Annotated in this window: 12 protein-coding genes, 3 tRNA genes, 1 other RNA gene and 1 pseudogene; 7 read left to right on the top strand and 10 right to left on the bottom strand. The window is 44.3% G+C overall.

What is annotated here, in order from left to right; translation table 11 throughout:
• Positions 1-56: 56 nt before the first annotated feature.
• The 3 genes from WS42_RS06960 to WS42_RS06950 all read left to right on the top strand — a co-directional run bounded on the left by WS42_RS06960 (position 57) and on the right by WS42_RS06950 (position 1,404).
• Positions 57-144: transfer RNA gene (locus WS42_RS06960), tRNA-Ser, on the top strand.
• Between the two features lie 107 nt (positions 145-251).
• The gene (locus WS42_RS06955; RefSeq protein ID WP_022159513.1) at positions 252-782 is read left to right on the top strand and encodes a DUF5063 domain-containing protein; all 531 of its coding nucleotides are present in this window, start codon (positions 252-254) and stop codon (positions 780-782) included.
• Between the two features lie 10 nt (positions 783-792).
• Positions 793-1,404: a 3'-5' exonuclease gene (locus tag WS42_RS06950; protein WP_046403266.1), complete on the top strand. Its 612-nt coding sequence runs from the start codon at positions 793-795 to the stop codon at positions 1,402-1,404.
• Here the strand turns inward: WS42_RS06950 and WS42_RS06945 are convergent.
• The 3 genes from WS42_RS06945 to WS42_RS15410 form a co-directional block, all read right to left on the bottom strand.
• Positions 1,353-2,495: a hybrid sensor histidine kinase/response regulator gene (locus tag WS42_RS06945; protein ID WP_022159515.1), complete on the bottom strand. Its 1,143-nt coding sequence runs from the start codon at positions 2,493-2,495 to the stop codon at positions 1,353-1,355. The genes WS42_RS06950 and WS42_RS06945 overlap by 52 nt on opposite strands.
• Positions 2,496-2,501: 6 nt before the next feature.
• Entirely contained in the window at positions 2,502-3,248 is a 747-nt protein-coding gene (locus tag WS42_RS06940; protein ID WP_022159516.1) for a GAF domain-containing protein, read from the bottom strand.
• A 292-nt stretch (positions 3,249-3,540) separates the two neighbouring features.
• The gene (locus WS42_RS15410; protein WP_181574402.1) at positions 3,541-3,705 is read right to left on the bottom strand and encodes a hypothetical protein; all 165 of its coding nucleotides are present in this window, start codon (positions 3,703-3,705) and stop codon (positions 3,541-3,543) included.
• Positions 3,706-4,165: 460 nt separating this feature from the next.
• On the opposite strand from WS42_RS15410, the gene ffs reads away from it, so the two are divergent.
• Both ffs and WS42_RS06935 read left to right on the top strand, forming a co-directional pair.
• Positions 4,166-4,265, top strand: an RNA gene (gene ffs, locus WS42_RS15405) — signal recognition particle sRNA small type.
• Between the two features lie 13 nt (positions 4,266-4,278).
• Positions 4,279-4,352: transfer RNA gene (locus WS42_RS06935), tRNA-Thr, on the top strand.
• A 200-nt stretch (positions 4,353-4,552) separates the two neighbouring features.
• On the opposite strand, the gene WS42_RS06930 is transcribed toward WS42_RS06935, so the two are convergent.
• Positions 4,553-4,625: transfer RNA gene (locus tag WS42_RS06930), tRNA-Lys, on the bottom strand.
• A 221-nt stretch (positions 4,626-4,846) separates the two neighbouring features.
• On the opposite strand from WS42_RS06930, the gene WS42_RS06925 reads away from it, so the two are divergent.
• Together WS42_RS06925 and WS42_RS06920 are read left to right on the top strand one after the other, a co-directional pair.
• Positions 4,847-5,407 (top strand): ComEA family DNA-binding protein, encoded by a 561-nt coding sequence (locus WS42_RS06925; protein ID WP_013613576.1) that lies wholly within the window; start codon positions 4,847-4,849, stop codon positions 5,405-5,407.
• 74 nt (positions 5,408-5,481) lie between these two features.
• Positions 5,482-8,010, top strand: a complete 2,529-nt coding sequence (locus WS42_RS06920; RefSeq protein WP_046450900.1) for an AsmA family protein — start codon at positions 5,482-5,484, stop codon at positions 8,008-8,010.
• A gap of 103 nt (positions 8,011-8,113) precedes the next feature.
• Here WS42_RS06920 and WS42_RS15400 read toward each other — a convergent pair whose 3' ends face one another.
• From WS42_RS15400 to WS42_RS06890, 6 genes and pseudogenes are all read right to left on the bottom strand, one after another.
• On the bottom strand, positions 8,114-8,746 hold the full coding sequence (locus WS42_RS15400; RefSeq protein ID WP_022159408.1) for a heavy-metal-associated domain-containing protein: 633 nt from the start codon (positions 8,744-8,746) through the stop codon (positions 8,114-8,116).
• A gap of 126 nt (positions 8,747-8,872) precedes the next feature.
• The gene (locus WS42_RS06910) at positions 8,873-11,086 is read right to left on the bottom strand and encodes a heavy metal translocating P-type ATPase (RefSeq protein ID WP_046450899.1); all 2,214 of its coding nucleotides are present in this window, start codon (positions 11,084-11,086) and stop codon (positions 8,873-8,875) included.
• A gap of 63 nt (positions 11,087-11,149) precedes the next feature.
• Positions 11,150-11,392 (bottom strand): hypothetical protein, encoded by a 243-nt coding sequence (locus tag WS42_RS06905; RefSeq protein ID WP_046450898.1) that lies wholly within the window; start codon positions 11,390-11,392, stop codon positions 11,150-11,152.
• A gap of 44 nt (positions 11,393-11,436) precedes the next feature.
• Entirely contained in the window at positions 11,437-13,971 is a 2,535-nt protein-coding gene (locus WS42_RS06900) for a M1 family metallopeptidase (RefSeq protein WP_046450897.1), read from the bottom strand.
• Between the two features lie 19 nt (positions 13,972-13,990).
• Positions 13,991-16,135, bottom strand: a complete 2,145-nt coding sequence (locus tag WS42_RS06895; protein ID WP_046450896.1) for a Tex family protein — start codon at positions 16,133-16,135, stop codon at positions 13,991-13,993.
• Positions 16,136-16,686: 551 nt separating this feature from the next.
• A pseudogene (locus WS42_RS06890) lies at positions 16,687-17,711 on the bottom strand (fimbrial protein); the annotation flags it as partial.

The raw sequence follows: 17,711 nt of genomic DNA, 5'->3' as shown, positions 1-17,711 counted from the left end.
TTATCTTTTACTTTTTACTTTTTACTTTTTATCCTATCTTTGCCCCGCCAAAGTAAGGAAAGATGCAGGAGTGGCTGAACTGGCACGCCTGGAAAGCGTGTAATCCTCTAAAGGGATTCCGGGGTTCGAATCCCCGTCTTTCCGCAAAGAATGACATTCTGGGAGGGACCTGGAATGTCATTTTTATTTCCCGTAAGTATACCGAGGTAGGAGGTAAAATGCTACCTTTGTAAAATAAAAGAAAGTAGTTTATGGAAGATTTTCAACATGTTGGATATAGCAAAGAAGTCATCGAGTTTGTTGCAGTAGCCAAGGAATTTTGTGATTTTGTGGAGACGGCACCTCAGATGCAGCGCAGGGATTTTATCCAGCGTTTGCAGAAGTTTATTCCTTTGATCTATTTGAAGGGCTCCTTGCTGCCGGAGAGTGATAGCGGAGATAGTGGATTGATCGAAGATATCGTCACCGAAGACGATTATAATTATTTATATGGACAGCTTCATCAACTGTTGGGAGAATACGATGAATACCTGGAAGTTTTCGATGATAATATGCAGTTTAGTGAAGTTCCTGTCGTACATTCGATAGCAGAGAAAACTTGTGATATATACCAGGACCTGAAGAATTTTATTTCTTCTTTCCGCTGTGGGATACCGGAAGTGATCGGAGAGGCTTTATGGCAATTGAATAATAGTTTTGAATTGTATTGGGGAAAAGCTTGTGCCGGAGTGTTGAGGGCGGTACATCATGCTGTCTATCAAATAAAAGATGAGGACGATTAAGTTTGAGAAAATGTTGACTGATTTAAAAAAGACCATAGATCGGAAAGAAATAGATCTGTTACCTCCTTACGTGTTTTCGGGCGAAGTGAAGGTAATAGAAGAGGCAAGGCAGGTCGGGGAGGCGGCTGATTTTTTAAGTAGACATGCTTGCCTGGGGTTCGATACGGAGACTCGTCCCGCTTTTCGGAAAGGAGAAATTTATAAAGTGAGCTTATTACAACTGGCGGTCCCGGACCAGGTCTTTCTGTTCCGGTTGAATAAATGTGGTTTTCAACCGGCTTTGGTTCGGCTGCTGGCTAGTCCCCGGATTATAAAGATCGGTGTCGGTATCCGCGACGATAACCGGAATTTACGTAAGTTGACCGATTTTACACCTGCCTCTTTTGTAGATCTACAGGAATATGCCGGACGCTTTGGTATTGAAGACAAATCTTTTTCAAAATTGATGGCTATTATTTTCGGGGTGAAGATTTCTAAACGTCAGCGTACTTCCAACTGGGAAGCTCCGGCATTGACTGAAGCCCAGATTCGCTATGCCGCTACCGATGCATGGGGGGCATTGAAGATGTATCAACGGCTTACGGCTTCTGCAGAAGAAGAGGCTTTGGGAATAGTGAAATAGAAAGTGGTTCCTATTCCTTCTTGGGAATAGAAATGGAGTTTCCCCTTGTTCATGCGGATAAAATCACGGCATAAAATCAGGCCTAATCCACTTCCTTTTTCATTGTGAGTACCGTAGGTGGTGATGTATTCATCGGATTTCAATAAATGGGCCTGAAGATCTTTGGGTATGCCTTTCCCGTTGTCTTTGACATATATTGTCCAGTAATCACCCGAGTCTGCAAGGGATAGTTCGACTTGTCCACCTGTATAGGTAAACTTGATGGCATTGGAAATCAGATTGCGTAATACGGTTTTTATCATGTCTTCGTCGGCGAAAATATCGAACTTCCCTTCAATACGGTTGATCAGCTCGATTTCTTTTGCATTGGCTATTGCACTGAATAGTGAGACGACTTGTCTGGCTACAGGTGTGAGGTTGAAAAGAGTAGCATAAATTTTCGTTTTACCATTTTGGTTCCGGGTCCAGCGCAAGAGATTTTCCAGCAGATTAAAAGCTTCCTCTGTCGTTTCATTGATCATCTCGAATAACTTTGAAATTTGAGGATCTTTGATTTTAGCCTTTTGTGCCTCGATGGAGGAATTGATCATTTTAATGGTGCCGATAGGGGCTCTCAGGTCATGAGCGATGATGGAATACAGTTTATCCCGGGCTTCCAGACTTTTTTTCAATTTCTCGTTTTGCCGGCGGATGACCCGTTCGGCCCGGAGCAGGGATAACTGGTGCTGAACCCGGATGACCAGTTCTTGGGGACGGAAAGGTTTGGTGATAAAATCGATATTGTCATAATTCAGGCATTCCGGAATGTGATTCTCACTAGTCATGGAAGTGATGAATAAAACCGGGATGGCGCCTGTGATTTTATTGGTTTTGAAATCCTGTAAGATCGTATTCTCTTGCCGGACCGATTTGTCGATATCCAATAGGATCAGATCCGGAGAGGTGGTACGGATTCGTTGAATGGCTTCCTGTTGATTACTGGCTTCAAGAAGCATAAAATCAGCTTCCCGGAGAGTCTTTAGGATTTTTTCCGGATCACTAAAGGATGAAGTAATCACTAAAAGAGTATATTGACAGTTGTTAATTGGCATGTAGGATTATTTTACAGAAGGAATAGAACAAATTTTATCTAAATTTGTAAAATGTTGCTCCAGACTGGTCACTTCGGGGAGTTCCGGATGCTCTATTTTGTTTTTAAGTTGATCCCAGACCGGTTTTATCTCTTGTAACCAATGACGTAAATGATTCTGTTTGATTTCCAGCTCTAACCGGGCAGCTCTCTCTTGTTTGAGGTGGACAGTTAAGCGTTTTATAAGTTGATAATTATCCAATTGTAAAGCGATAACCGAGGACAGATCTTGCAGGCATTTGATTTCTTCCGGTGTCCAGGTGTGAGTCGTCGAACATTGGGTGAAAGCGATAAAAGCAAATTGTGATCCCGATTCGAATAAAGGTAATAGTAACATTTGGCGGCAATCGGTAGCTTTTAGTAACTCTGCTAATTCCGGATTACCCGACACATCCGATTCCTGAATAATTACCTGATTTTGTGTACAAAGTTGTTGTACAAGTTCCCGGTCGTATATCAGGCTGTTGTGCCTGAATTCTTCGGGAATGGCTTTTAACGACTTTTCATGCCAGTTATAAGTGATCGTATAAGTCATATTGTGATGAACCTCGATGATGTATATACGATCATGATTGCTGATTTTGCCGATCAATTCCAAAGCCTTTTCCAAACTTTGAGAAAATTTACTACCGGATGTAAATGCAATACTTAAACGCATTAAAACATCAGGAGTGATATGTTTCATTTCCATAGGAGCATGAGTATTGTCCCGCATAGCATTGAATGTTAATTTTGGGACGCTTTTTATAAATTAAACCTGTTATTTATACCTTGAATGTGTTCGAGAAGTTGCGAAGAAGAGCTTATTTAACTTTTAAAGGAGGTAAGGGTGTAGGTATAATTTTTTCTTTCTATTCCGATTTCGGGTTCTGTGTCGTCAGACCGGTTCGTCTGGAACGGTCTGTTAAGTCTTTCCCTCACTGACCGACAGAAGCGACCGGATCCCCGAACACAAGCCCTGAAGACGAATGAGAACAAGATTAATTCTAGAATTATTCTGTCGTTATTTATTCGTCTTCGGTGATCGGAATTGGCGACCCGGTCGCTTCTGTCGGTCGTCTGGCTTTTTCTATCACTGACCGGCGGAACTCCTCACTACGTTCGTCAGACACCACCGGTCGGGCGTTCAGAAAAAGTAAGACGACACTCGCCAGAGCTCCAATGGTCGCCAATCCCGATCACCTCCGACTAACGTTATCACTGAATTGCAGATTGGTCTTGATTTAAGAAAGCTTATTCGCACTGGAAATAATCCGGACGGTCCGGCTTCCTGCTACTGCAAATTTCCGGTTGTATTTTCTTTGCCGGTTAGCTCTGCCGTGAGATGAAGGGTTTTATGCCGGAAGACCATTGGAGCAGGAACGAGTGTCCGGTTAGGTTTTCCGAACGTCCGACCGGTGGTGTCTGACGAACGTAGTGAGGAGTTCCGCCGGTCAGTGAAGGAAAGCCTTACCGGACCGGTCCAGGCGAACCGGTCTGACGGTATAAAACCCGAAATCGGAATAGATAGAAAATAATAAACCTACCTCTTATTTGTTGGTATACAACTGTTTAATGATTATTGGAAATATTTTTTGATAAAAAGTATTCCAAATATTTGTCAGCAATATGTTTTTTTGTACTTTTGTGCCCGGGTAAGTCCTATGCGACCAGCTCCTGCAGAACCCCCCCAGGGTCGGAAGGCAGCAAGGGTATGTGGTTGTAGCGGTGCGACATAGTCAGCTTACCCGTTTTAACGAAATGATGCCTCTTTAGCTCAGCTGGCCAGAGCACGTGATTTGTAATCTCGGGGTCGTTGGTTCGAATCCGACAAGAGGCTCGAACAAAAGGAACCTTCCAGCATCAAGTTGGAAGGTTTCTTTTATTTCAGAATTTTGGGACGGATCTTCCGTGTCCCGAAAAGTGTGTATTTTCCGATTGATCCCCGGAATCCGCTGTTTTTGAGGTTTTGCCTGAAAATAGAAACTCCCGAAATTCTTTGAATTTCAGGAGTTTGCTTTGTTTTTTCGCTTGTTTTTGTGATCCAGCTGGGATTCGAACCCAGGACCCCAACATTAAAAGTGTTGTGCTCTACCGGCTGAGCTACTGAATCGGGTCACAATGTGTCTCAATTGCGGGTGCAAATATAGGGAGTTTTTCGTTAGTTGCAAAAAATGGTTGCTGTTTTTTCTGAATATTTTTATATGCTTTCGTTTAATCTATTCGTTATAAGTTATATAGCATATTAAAAAAAATGCAAAATAGGTAGGATTTTTGTTTCTTATCCCGGAAAAATGTTGTAACTTTTATAGGCCATTTAAAATCGGGTGTGTCATGATATTCAATAGTACAGAACGGGAAGGGGTACTGGTCATGCTGTTATTGATCACAGGCCTTATTGTTATTCCGCGGTTTGTCCGGTCGGGGAAACCTGCATTCTTTTTGTTGCCGGAAGTAATCAATATAGAAAAGGATTCTCTTCGTCCGGTATCACATCGGGAAATTTCTCCTCCCTTGGAATTGAATACGGCGGACAGCAGTGCGTTGGTCAGAATCCGGGGAATCGGTCCTTACTATGCAAGTAAAATCATCAAATACCGACAGAGATTGGGAGGTTTTTATGCCGTCCGGCAGTTGAAAGAGTTAAAGATGAATCACTTCAATGTCGATTCGTGCGCTGGGGTATTTACCGTTGATCCTTCAAAGATCGTGAAATACAGGTTGGACACCATGAGTTTTAAAGCTATACTCCGGCATCCCTATCTCGAATATGAGGATGTACAGATGATCTTCAATGCCAAGCGCAAATACGACTCTCTTTCTTTCCAACTGCTCGAAGAAAAGAAAGTACTTCCGGCTTATAAACTCAAAAAAATAAAGCCTTATTTCCAATAAGTTCACAAAATAGAATAACTTTGTGAACAATCCGGTGGACACCGGCCGTTTAAAACAACTAAAAAATACTGACGATGAAAAAAGTATTCATTACACTGGGTGTACTCATTCTTGTTGTAATTACAGCTTTAATGGTCATCCCTACTTTTTTTAAAGGAGATATACTCCAAATTATTGAAAAGCAATCCGCCAAATACATCAATGCGAAATTGAAAATCGGCGATATGAACCTGAGCATGTTCAAAAGTTTTCCTAATCTGAATGTTGCCTTGAAAGAGGTGATGATTACCGGGCAGGATGAATTTGCAGGAGATACCGTCGTTTACATTCCGTTGTTCGAGGCTTCGGTGAATTTGAAGTCACTGATAGCAGGAGATGAACTCATTGTAAACCAACTTTTGCTTAAAAATTGCCGTATCGCTCCGACAGTAAATAGCGAAGGGAAAGCCAACTGGGATATCCTATTGTCTTCCGGTTCGCAAACTTCCGCCACTACGGAAACTCCGCCCGACGAACCGAAAGGCAAGGCGGAGAGAGGCCTTCGTTTAAATGATATCGCCATTGAAAATTTATTCATCACTTACAATGATTTTCAGCATTCGACTTATGCCAGCATTGCAGATATCGATTTAAAACTCAATGGGAATTTTTCGGAAACCAATACGCTGATCGATATTTTCCTTGCTCTGCAAAATATTTCATATCGGCACCAAAACAGTGTCTGGATCAATAAGACCGATCTGAAATGGCAGGCCGTTATCGGAGCCAATCTCAAAGAGATGACTTTCGATATTCAGAAAAATGACCTGGCCCTGAATGATCTCAAACTCGATTTAACCGGAAATATCGGGGTCGGAGAGGACAAATATAAACTGGATTTGCAATTGAATGCTCCGGATACCAAATTTGCCAGTTTGTTGGCTATGGTGCCCAAAACGTTGCAACATTATATCGAAGGATTGGAAACCAGTGGTGATTTTAAGCTGAATGTTACGGCTAAAGGAGAATATTATGCCGATCATCTCCCGGCTCTGCAGGCAAATTTACTTGTCAATAATGCTTCTGTAAAATATCCCGAATTACCGGAAGCTATCCGTCAAATCAATATCGATCTGAACGTGAGCAATCCCGGAGGACCTGTCGATTCAACACAACTGAACCTGAAAAAATTATCGTTCGATATAGCGGGTAATCCATTCAGTATGTATTTGAATATCAGTAATCCTAACGATCCGGTGCTTGCCGGAGGTGCAGTCGGGGTTATTAATTTCTCCAATCTGAAGAAAGCCCTTCCACTGAAAGATATTACCCTGCAGGGAATCGTCACGACCGATATGACATTCAACGGGAAATATCAATATATCGAGAAAGAACAATATGAGAAATTTATTGCCAAAGGAAATATTATTTTAAAAGATCTTCTTTTGATCAATGCTGAATTTCCGGAAGGTATTTCTATCCCGCAGGGATCTGTTACGATTACTCCGGCTCAGTTGAATCTGAAACAGTTACAGGCAAAAGTTTTTTCCTCGGATTTCACTTTACAAGGAAATATTTCGAACTATCTTCCTTATGTTTTCAAAAATGAAACGCTGAAAGGTAACTTCTCTCTGCATTCGAACCGAATAAATTTGAATGAATTCATCATCGCCCAAGCCAAAGCGGCCCGCCAAACAAAGAGCGATACTACGGCCCGGGCTTCGGCCGACTCTATCGCCTTGACGGACAAACCGACCGCAGCAGAAGGAGCTTTGGAGATTCCCAAAAACATCGACGTACAATTTACCAGTAATATCAGTACTATCCTTTTCGATAATCTGACTATCCGTAATGTAAAAGGGCAAATTTCTTTGGATAATGCGGTCGCCACACTGAAAAATCTCAGTATGGATATGTTGGAAGGTAAAATGGTGATGAACGGACAATATAATACAGCCAATCCGAAGATTCCGACAGTAGATTTCAAGCTGAATATATCCGACTTCGATATCCATGCCGCCTACGAGGCTTTCACTTTCCTGCGGAAGAGTATTCCGGTAGCGATGAACTGTAGCGGACAAGTTTCGGCTGCCATGAACTTCAGTTCTACCCTGGATAAAGAAATGAGTCCGGTAATGACGACAGCAAACGGTGGGGGATATCTCGAATCAAAAGGTATTCTGATCAACGACAATCCGGCGATGAACCAGTTGGCTAGTGTGATGAAGAACGACGAACTTAGCCGGTTGAGTATCAGTAAGCTGAAAATCGATTTCAAACTCGAAAACGGGAATATTATCGTCGAACCGTTTAAGACCAGTTTTGCAGGTAATCCGGTGACCATTTATGGAAATCAAACCGTCGACGGGCAGCTCGATTATACCTTATCGATGAACATCGACCGTAAATTTTTCGGCAAGGACATCGACAACCTCCTGAAATCTATTCCGGGTTCGGACAATATTAAAAATCTGGATATCGATGCAAAGGTCGAGGGAACGCTGTCGAAGCCGGTTATCAAACCCGACCTTTCCAAAGCGATCAAAGCGGTCACCAAAGCAGCAGAGAAAGAATTGAAAGGTAATCTGTTACAGGGAATACAGAATCTCTTTAAAAAGAAATAAATTTCTTCTAAACGGGAACAACAGAGTAAAACAGCATATTCTCCGTTTGCTCCGTTGTTCCCGTTTTATCTTAATAACTAACCGTCTCTTCAGGTATTATTATCTAATAGGGAGGAGTAAATTTTCCTTCTGCCGGAAAATCCGGTGAATTTTCCGTTGTCCCATAAGGTTTCGGATGATCGTCTAAAGTCTCCGATTCTTCCTTCAGCTCATCCATATAATCGGAGAGGTTGTCTTTGGCGTTCTGATCGTCATTCTCGATAAGCTCATCCATAGTTTTATTATAAGCCTTTGTCTGTTGGGCAAAAATCCCTTTCGATTGGTCACTTTCTGCCCGTTCGTAATTTGAAGCTCCCTGAATATCGTCCTCGGTAGTCTCATCATTAGCCATCTTTTGGCTTTTTCCTGGTTTTTCGGTATTACCACAGCCACAGCCTTTAATTGTAGTTGGCTTGGATTGTTTATCGGATTCTTTTTTCACGTCCTTCATAGTTTTGTCGTTTTTAGTTATATATGATTCAACCGGGTAAACCTCTGCAAGATAGCCCGCTTCAGCAAGTATCCGTTCTACCGATGCAACAGCTTTCTCATCTTTGGCCTTTATTGTCAAAATCCGGTCAGGGCTTTTCAGATCGATCGACCAACTTTGGATTTCATCTGTTATATCCAATTGTGATTTAACCTTGGCAACACAATTATTGCATTTCAAATTCGTTTTAAACTTAAATGTTTTCATGTCCTATTCTTAAAAAACTTTATAAACTTAAATTTATCGGGACGATAAATTTAACTACACTCATACGAACGCTTAAACTTCAGAATGGTTACCCAATAATTGAAAATTGAGATTTAAAAATTGAAATCAGATTTTTTTTGCTTTGATGCGTAAGCTGTTCGTAACGACGGAAACCGAACTGAAAGCCATCGCAGCGGCAGCTATCATCGGATTGAGTAAAAAACCGCAACAGGGATAGAGAATGCCTGCTGCCAGGGGAATACCGATCAGGTTATAAATAAATGCCCAAAACAGATTTTGCCGGATAGCAGCGACCGTTTGCTTCGAGAGGGCCCAGGCTTTCGGGATAGCATTCAGATCAGAGGTAATCAAAGTGATCTTCGCCACATCGATTGCAATATCCGAACCTTTTCCCATTGCGATGCTGACATCGGCTTGGGCCAAAGCCTGCGAATCGTTGATACCGTCACCTGCCATCGCTACAATCTTGCCCTGTTGTTGTAGTTCCTTCACGAAATCGGCTTTATCCGATGGCATGACTTCTGCCTTGAAATGTTTCAGGCCGATACTATCGGCTACGGCCCGGGCTGTGATCCGATTATCTCCGGTGAGCATATATACTTCAATACCTTCTGCCTGCAAACGTTCGATAGCTTTTACAGACCCTGGCTTCATCCGGTCGGCGATGACAATTAAAGCCAACACTTGTTTGCTATCGGCAAAATAAACGACGGTTTTCCCTTCCAGACTACAAGCATCGGCTTGTTCTGCCTGTTCACTTTCCCGGGAGATTCCGTTCATTTCCAGCAAACGGCGATTCCCTACAAAATAGGATTCCCCATTGATCATACCTTGTATGCCCTGTCCCGTCAGACTATTGAATTCTCCCTTCAGATTCGTCTTTATCCCTTCTTCCGTCAGATGGAGTACCACAGCATCGGCCAGAGGATGTTCGGAACGGCTTTCCATAAACAATAAAACTTCCATACTGTGCCGTAAATCTATCCCCGGATTCCAGAAAATATCGGTAACCACAGGTTTCCCTTCGGTAATCGTTCCGGTTTTATCTAAAACTACGGCTTGTACTTTACACAATTGTTCCAGGCTCTGTGCATCCCGGATCAGAATATTGTTCTCAGCCCCTTTGCCGATACCTACCATAATTGCCGTCGGGGTCGCCAATCCCAATGCACAGGGACAGGCGATAACCAATACAGTTACCGAGGTCAGCAAGGCATGTGTAAAAGCGAGTTCTCCACCGGCAATCATCCAGCCGATAAAAGTAAGCGCTGCGATACCGATTACGGCAGGTACAAAAATAGCAGCAATTCTGTCGACCAACTGTTGTACCGGAGCTTTACTACCCTGGGCCTCCTGTACCATCTTGATAATCTGGGCTAAAATAGTCTCGCTCCCGACTTTTTCGGCCATGAATTTAAAACTCCCTTTCTGATTGATCGTACCTGTATAGACATGTGTACCGGTCACTTTCTCGACAGGTACCGGTTCGCCGGTAATCATGCTCTCGTCGACAAAAGAAACTCCTTCTGTGACACTGCCGTCGACCGGAATTTTATCTCCGGGTTTCACCAATAGTATGTCTCCGGGTTGTACTGCTTTGATCGGGATCACCTGTTCCGTACCGTCTTCGAGAATCCGGATCACCTCTTTGGGCTGTAATCCGATCAGTTTACGGATAGCTGTCGAAGTATTCGATTTTGCACGGCTTTCCAATAAACGGCCTAATAAAATTAAAGCGATGATCACTGCTGCCGCTTCATAATAAATATGAGCTTCCAGTCCCCGGTCCGTCCAATAGGTGGGCCATAGGGTATTGAACAGACTGAACAGAAAGGCAACTCCTGTACTGACCGCCACCAAAGTATCCATATTGGCATGTCCATGTTTCAATTGTCGCCAGGCATTAATGAAAAAATCCCTTCCGAATACCAGTAGGACCGGTAAGGTAAATCCCAGCATGATCCAGTTGCCATAGGGCATATGCATAAAAAACATCCCGATCACAAAAACAGGGAGGGATAGCAATAACGCTCCTATCGTTTTCCGGTGTAGTTTATCATAGGCTTCTCGTTGTAAAATTTCGGCCTGTTCAGGCTCTGTCTCATTTTCCAACAACAGATCGTAGCCTGCTTCCTGTACCGTTTTTTGCAAATCTTTATCGGAAACAAGCGTAGGGTTATATTCCACTATGACGTCTGAAGCGGCGAAATTTACTCTGGCTTCTATGACACCCTTACGTTCGGATAATGCCTGTTGAATATTGGCAGCACAACCGGCACAACTCATACCGATCACATAAAATGACTTTTTTTCATTCATAACCTATCCGTTTTATCCCTTTACGTGAACTCAGGGGCTTAGTTTCAAATCAGTTATAAAATCCTATTTCTCCTGTTTCCGAAAGGCATCATGGATGGTAATCCCGGTAGAGATCCTCCGGTATTTGTCTCCTCTTTCCTCTGCAATAAACACATGATATTCGAAATCATTGACCGTTTGACGTAAAGCAGGGAACTTCTGGCCGATGAAATGCCAGACTCTGTAAGTACACCGGAAAGCCAACTGGTTATTGGTACTTACTCCGATTTTATACGAAATGGAAATATTCTTTATATTGCCCTTCAAATAGTAAAGGACACCATTGAAATCACCGTATATGCCTGAATATTTTATCGGTACAAATGGTCGGCACTTTGTAAAATCTTATTTTTCAGCAGAACGGGATAATCAGGATGTTGTTCCAGAAATTGCCGGACTACTTGTGCCGCTTCCGGGGAATTATGTCCGCGCAATGTAGCTGAAATCCAGTTCTTGGGGAAAAAGATATCTCCGGTACGCTGCACTTCCTGTAATTCCTGTAAAGCCGGCCTGATGTACTTCACGGCTTGCTGTTGCCGGAGAGGGTGGTTGAGATATCCGACGATCTGGGTAACCCAAGGTTCTATCCGACGGTTCCCGGCGATCAATAAAGACCGAAATAGGGAATCCCGCGTTTCTGTTTCAGGAGCTACGGCCCGGACAATAAAGTTAAATTCTCTTTTCCGGTCGGGGTCCTGAATACGGGTCGCCTGTGTCGCCCTGATTTCCTCATATTTTTCAGGCATACGTACAGCCAATTCATAAGCCATTTTAGTATAATCGCTCTCTCCTAAAGCCAAGCCGGTAAAAGATTTCTGTTCTTTCCACATCCGGTAAATTTCCTGTGTCGTCGCCGGTTGCCGGAAGGTTCCGAGCAAAGCCCTGAAAGCAGCCTGTTGACAACCTTTTCCTCCCGGTTTGCGTGCTAATCCGAGCAGGCTTTCTTCAAGCTCTTCACTTCCTGCAATCTGTCCGTGCAGGGCCATCTCATTCAAATAGGCGATCGAAGTAGAAATAATCAAAGGTTCGGTTTCGGTTTTCAAATTACTGATCAACATCCGGGCAAAAGCCAAACCATCTACACGGCCGTGCAGACGGTTTTCATTCAAATTGATCAATAAAGCCAAACGGGTTTCAGGTGCTTTCGCGAAAGTATTCAAATGCGCTAAAGCATAGGTAATCGTCCGCTGATCCAGTACGAAATAGCCATAGGCTTCACCATTTTGATTCAGAAAAATGCAGGACTCATCCGCAGACCGGTTCTGAAAAACGGTCACCGCAGAATCGGATACCAAAGTCACTTCATGCACAGAGGACTGGAGTGTATCTGCATTTTTTCCCTCATAGAGGGCTACACTTATATTTTGTGGCCAACTCAATCCTCTATGCCAGGGATCTTTTTGCCGCACGACCAAGGTCCGGTCATGCCACGAAGCGGAAATTTCCGGCATCCCTTTTTCATTTACCCAACTATTACTCCAGGCCACCAGATCCTTATCGGTATACTTATTGAGAATAGTAATCAGATTATCCCATGTGGCATTCCCATATAAATAAGTCTGCAAATATTCCCGGATACCTTTTTGAAAAGCTTCTTCTCCCAATAGTTTCAGTAACATATTCATAACGATGGGCGCTTTATCATAGACAATCTGTCCGTAAATCAAACCGGCATCCTTTAAGTTTTCCAAAGGTTGTTTTATCGAGGTTGAGCCGGCTGTACGGTCTTCCGCATAAGCCGGAATATAAAAATTACGCAAATCGTTCAGAAGGTGATTGACTCCCGGAAACTCCGGCCGGGTCATCTGGGAGGCAAAATAATTGGCGAATACTTCTTTGGTCCACACATCGTCGAACCAGGCCATTGTCACGGCATCTCCAAACCACATATGTGTCGTTTCGTGAGCGATCAGTTCCATCCGTCCCAGTTCTTCTTCTATGGTCGGATGCGGCCCTAAGAACATGCGTTTATCATTGTATAACACCGCACCCGGATGTTCCATACCACCGAACTGAAATCCCGGTACAATCACCAGATCGTATTTATCGAACGGATAGGGGATTCCGGTATAGTCCTCGAGCCATTTCAGAGAAGCGAAAACCTGATCGAAAATGATCGTATGCTGGGACACTTTCTGAGGATCGGTTTCCCGGTAATACATGACTATCGTTTTGCCGTCCCGGCTTTCTGCCAGTTGTTGCCATTTCCCGGCTACAAAAGAAAATAAATAGGTACTCAGGGGTTGGGTCGGCTGAAAAGCGATCAGTTTCCGGCCTTCATGGAGGGTTTCGGACTCGACGGCTGCATTGGCTACGGCTACCCATTGCTCCGGGATATCCAGCTGCAAGGTAAAAACAGCTTTCATGTCCGGTTGGTCGAAACAAGGAAATAAGGTTCGGGCACGTTCGGGTACCAACAAGGTGTATAAAAATTCATCGTTCCGGTTCAGGGATTGATTACCGGCAATAAAATCGATCTCGATCTCATTCGCTCCTTTTTTCAGGTAATCGGTCCCTACTACAATATGTTCATTCGAAATCCGGATCGAATCCGGTCGTCCATTCACTTTCAGTTGTTTCACTTTGTGGGGATCTTCGCGAAAATCCAATACGACAGGCTGTACTTTTTCCTGCTTCAGTGTGATCTGTACTTTCCCGATGACCTCTTCCTGTTTATTTTCAGGAATCCGGAATTTCAGCCGGTATTGCAAATTGCTTATATCTTGTTTGCGTTGCCGGGCCAACCCGATGCTTACTCCGGTTTCCGGTTCCTTCCCTTCGGGGCGGCATCCGGCCAATAATTCTACTACTCCCAACAGGATTATAAAAAACAACTGTTTTTTCATAAATCTATGGATTTTAAATTTAATCTTTACTCTGCGCCTGGCGTATTGAAAGGCCGATTCGTTTACGCCCGGGTTCCACTTGTACAACCTTTACCATCACTTGTTGATTCAGTACCAGTTCTGCTGCAGGATCGGTTACATAACGATCGGCAATTTCTGAAATATGTACCAAACCGTCCTGTTTCACTCCGACATCGACAAAAGCTCCGAAACCGGTAATATTGGTAACGATTCCCGGAATTACCATACCCACCTGCAGATCTTCGATTTTTGAAATGCCTTCGGCAAAACTGAATACTTTCGCCATTGTCCGGGGATCTCTCCCCGGTTTTTTCAATTCTGCCACAATATCTTTCAGGGTCAGCAGGCCCGTTTTTTCATCCACATACCGTTGAGGTTCTATCCGGCCGCACAGTGTTTCGTTTCCGATCAGTTCATGAACGCCGACACCCAGATCGCGGGCCATTTTTTCAACGATATAATACGATTCCGGATGAACAGCAGAATTATCCAAAGGATTTCCGGCCCCTTCGATCCTCAGAAAGCCGGCACTTTGTTCAAAAGCTTTCGCTCCCATACGTTTCACTTTTTTCAGTTCTTCACGGCTTTTCAACGCTCCGTTTTCCTGAATATAAGCCACCACGTTTTCAGCTAAGGCCGGTCCTAAACCGGAAATATAGGTCAGCAAATATTTACTGGCGGTATTCACATTCACTCCGACCTTGTTCACACACGATTCGACAACCCGATCCAACGCTTCTTTCAGTCCGCCTTGATCCACATCATGCTGATACTGTCCGACACCGATCGATTTAGGATCGATTTTGACCAATTCGGCTAAAGGATCCATCAATCGTCTGCCGATCGATACGGCCCCCCGCACCGTCACATCGTATTCCGGAAATTCTTCCCGGGCAATTTTAGAGGCAGAATAAACGGAAGCACCACTTTCACTGACGACAAACACCTGTACCTTCCGGTCGAAGCGTAATGTCTGGATAAATTTTTCTGTTTCCCGTCCGGCCGTACCGTTCCCGATAGCGATGGCCTGAATGTCGTAGGTCGCTACCATATTCGTCACTTTGGCTGCCGCTTGCTTATACTCATTGCGGGGAGGGTGGGGGTAAATATTTTCATTATGAACCAGTTTGCCGGTTTCATCCAGGCATACCACTTTACAACCTGTACGGAATCCCGGATCGATAGCCAATACCCGTTTATTACCTAAAGGAGAAGCGAGTAACAGTTGCCGTAAATTTTCTGCAAAGACCCGGATAGCCTCGCTATCTGCTTTCTGTTTGGATAAGGTCATATATTCGGCTTCGATGGACGGAAACAACAATCTTTTGTAGCCGTCTTTCATCGCCAGCCAGACTTGCCGGGCACTCTCATTGTCTCCTTTTATAAAAATCCGCTCTAAATTCTCTAAGGCGTTCTCTTCGTCGATGCTTAAAGAAACTTTGAGAATCCCTTCTGCTTCTCCACGACGGATAGCTAATATCCGGTGAGAAGGGCAACGTTTCAGACTTTCCTGGAAATTGAAATAATCGGTATATTTTTCACCTTCCTGCTCTTTGCCTTTTACTACTTTGGCCGTGATAACCGCCTCCCGTTCAACCAGACAGCGAACTCGGTTACGTGCCGCTTCGCTCTCGTTCACCCATTCCGCTATGATATCCCTGGCTCCCTGTAAAGCCTCTTCTGTATCCTGTATCTCACCTTTTACAAAACGGGCTGCTTTGACCACGATATCCCCATTTTCCTGTCGCATCAAAAGAGCAGCCAGCGGTTCCAACCCCTTCGCTTTGGCCTTCGATGCCCGGGTTTGCTTTTTAGGTTTAAAGGGTAGATAGATATCTTCCAATATCCGGATATCCTGACATTCCCGGATCTGTTTTTCTAAAGCGGGAGTCAATTTTTCCTGTTCCCGGATCGTATCTAAAACAGCATTTTTCCTTTTTTCGAGTTCCTGAAACTGAGTATATAAAGTTTTGATTTCCCCGATTCGTACTTCATCCATATTACCGGTTTTCTCTTTACGATACCGGGCAATAAAAGGAATCGTAGCTCCTTCTGCAAATAAATCGAGTAGGTTACGTACCGCCCGGTTCTCTCCTCCGGTCTTTCCTACGATAAAAACAACGGGATCTATATAATATTCCATATCTGTTTATTTTTGTTCTTTAACAATCAACATATTTTTTCGTGAACGGATTGCTGAAAAACTTCTGATGACAGCAAAGATACAGAAACAATAACCAAAATGAAAAGTTCATAGAAAAGAAAACCATACAGGGAAAATTTCAATGCTCTGATCAGGCAGAGACTGTAGCTAAATTAAAAGCCAACCAACAGGAACCGGGTATGACCCAAATACGACCCAAGCACGGCAACTGATTGAATTTATGGGCGATGACTATATGAGTGTAAAAGGGGTGATGGCACTATTGAACGTCTGTATCCTGACCAGCCAAACACCCTGAACAAAAATACCGCCTGACGGAAGCTGCCAGGAAATGGAAAGCGAATGAACAATAAGTGTACAGGGCAACTGAATGCCGTTGATCCGGTAATCCTGTGGGGGAATTTGCTGCCGACGGTTGTAGGCTGAAAATGCTGTGTATTCGGGGGGAAGTAACAGGAAAAGGCTGCACCGTAAGACAGGATTACGGCACAGCCTCTTTCAAGGTTTTATTATAAATGTGGACACCTCTGTTATTGTTCGTCCTTCACGCCGCGGACGTAGCCGTTGTCGAGATCTCCTGTTCCAGTCGCTCCGATAGAGCCAGAGCCTTCCGCAGCATTGAAACGGAAACCGCCGTTCTTATTCGGTAAAGTACCATCCCCACCTGTTTCTGTAGATCTACGGCTGAAACTGGTAAAACTCAGGTACATGGCTTTTCCTCCACCATTGTCTGTTAGACCAGCTCCAGGATAGGATTTCCACGCATCGTCAGGCAGGCGGGTTTGCATAATCAGCAGTTCGCGCAGATTGGGTATGCGGTATCCCGATGGCGTGATTGTCATAGTCTGATACTCCGACCAGTCTCGCCAGTTGCGCCAACGAAACGCAGGAATACTCCACGTTCTCTCCCGCCCCGCATTCTCAAAATCCTGATCCCTTGTCGCCACGCGGAATTTGGCATACGGGCGGTTGTAGGGCGAGAGGTCGTTATGCTGAGGCAGGTTGCCGGTCTCGATACTCTGGCGGCGTGCCTTGGGGCTGAGGTTGGAGCAGTCTATTACGTAGGTGCCGTCAGCTTCAGCAGCAGTAACCCGGGGGATGAGTGCTACAGGTTCACTCTCCGGTGCGTCAAGGCCGATGCCGAGGTTGCGCACGCAGCGGTAGGTGAATTTGTTGCCTAACTCTGGCCTTTCCATGCCACTGGTTGCTCCCAGAGCAACACATTCTTCGGCATATAATCCCCACGCCACGTTATTACCGCCCTGTCCTCCGTCGTAGGCAGTGCTGGTCGTATAATGCCAGTAAGTTTGCCCGTCGCGGTCGTCGGGATTAGTGGGATAGAGGTGAGAGGCGTCGTCCAGGGCACTCTCACCGATGTAGAAGTCCACGAGCTGGTCTTTGGCAGCCAGGTACCAGCGGATTTCCTCCGGATCAACAATGTTGTCACCGTCAAGGTCACGGTTACGTGTCAGCACGGCATGCAATGCATCATTGATTTTCAGCTTATATCTGTCTTCAGGATTAGTACTCCATACATCTAAGACATCCGTCCATT

The organism is Odoribacter sp. N54.MGS-14 (assembly GCF_000980295.1).
GTDB classification, from domain to species: Bacteria; Bacteroidota; Bacteroidia; order Bacteroidales; family Marinifilaceae; genus Odoribacter; species Odoribacter splanchnicus.
Note: the sequence above shows the minus strand (reverse complement) of the source record. Positions and strands in the feature narration are given on the sequence as shown.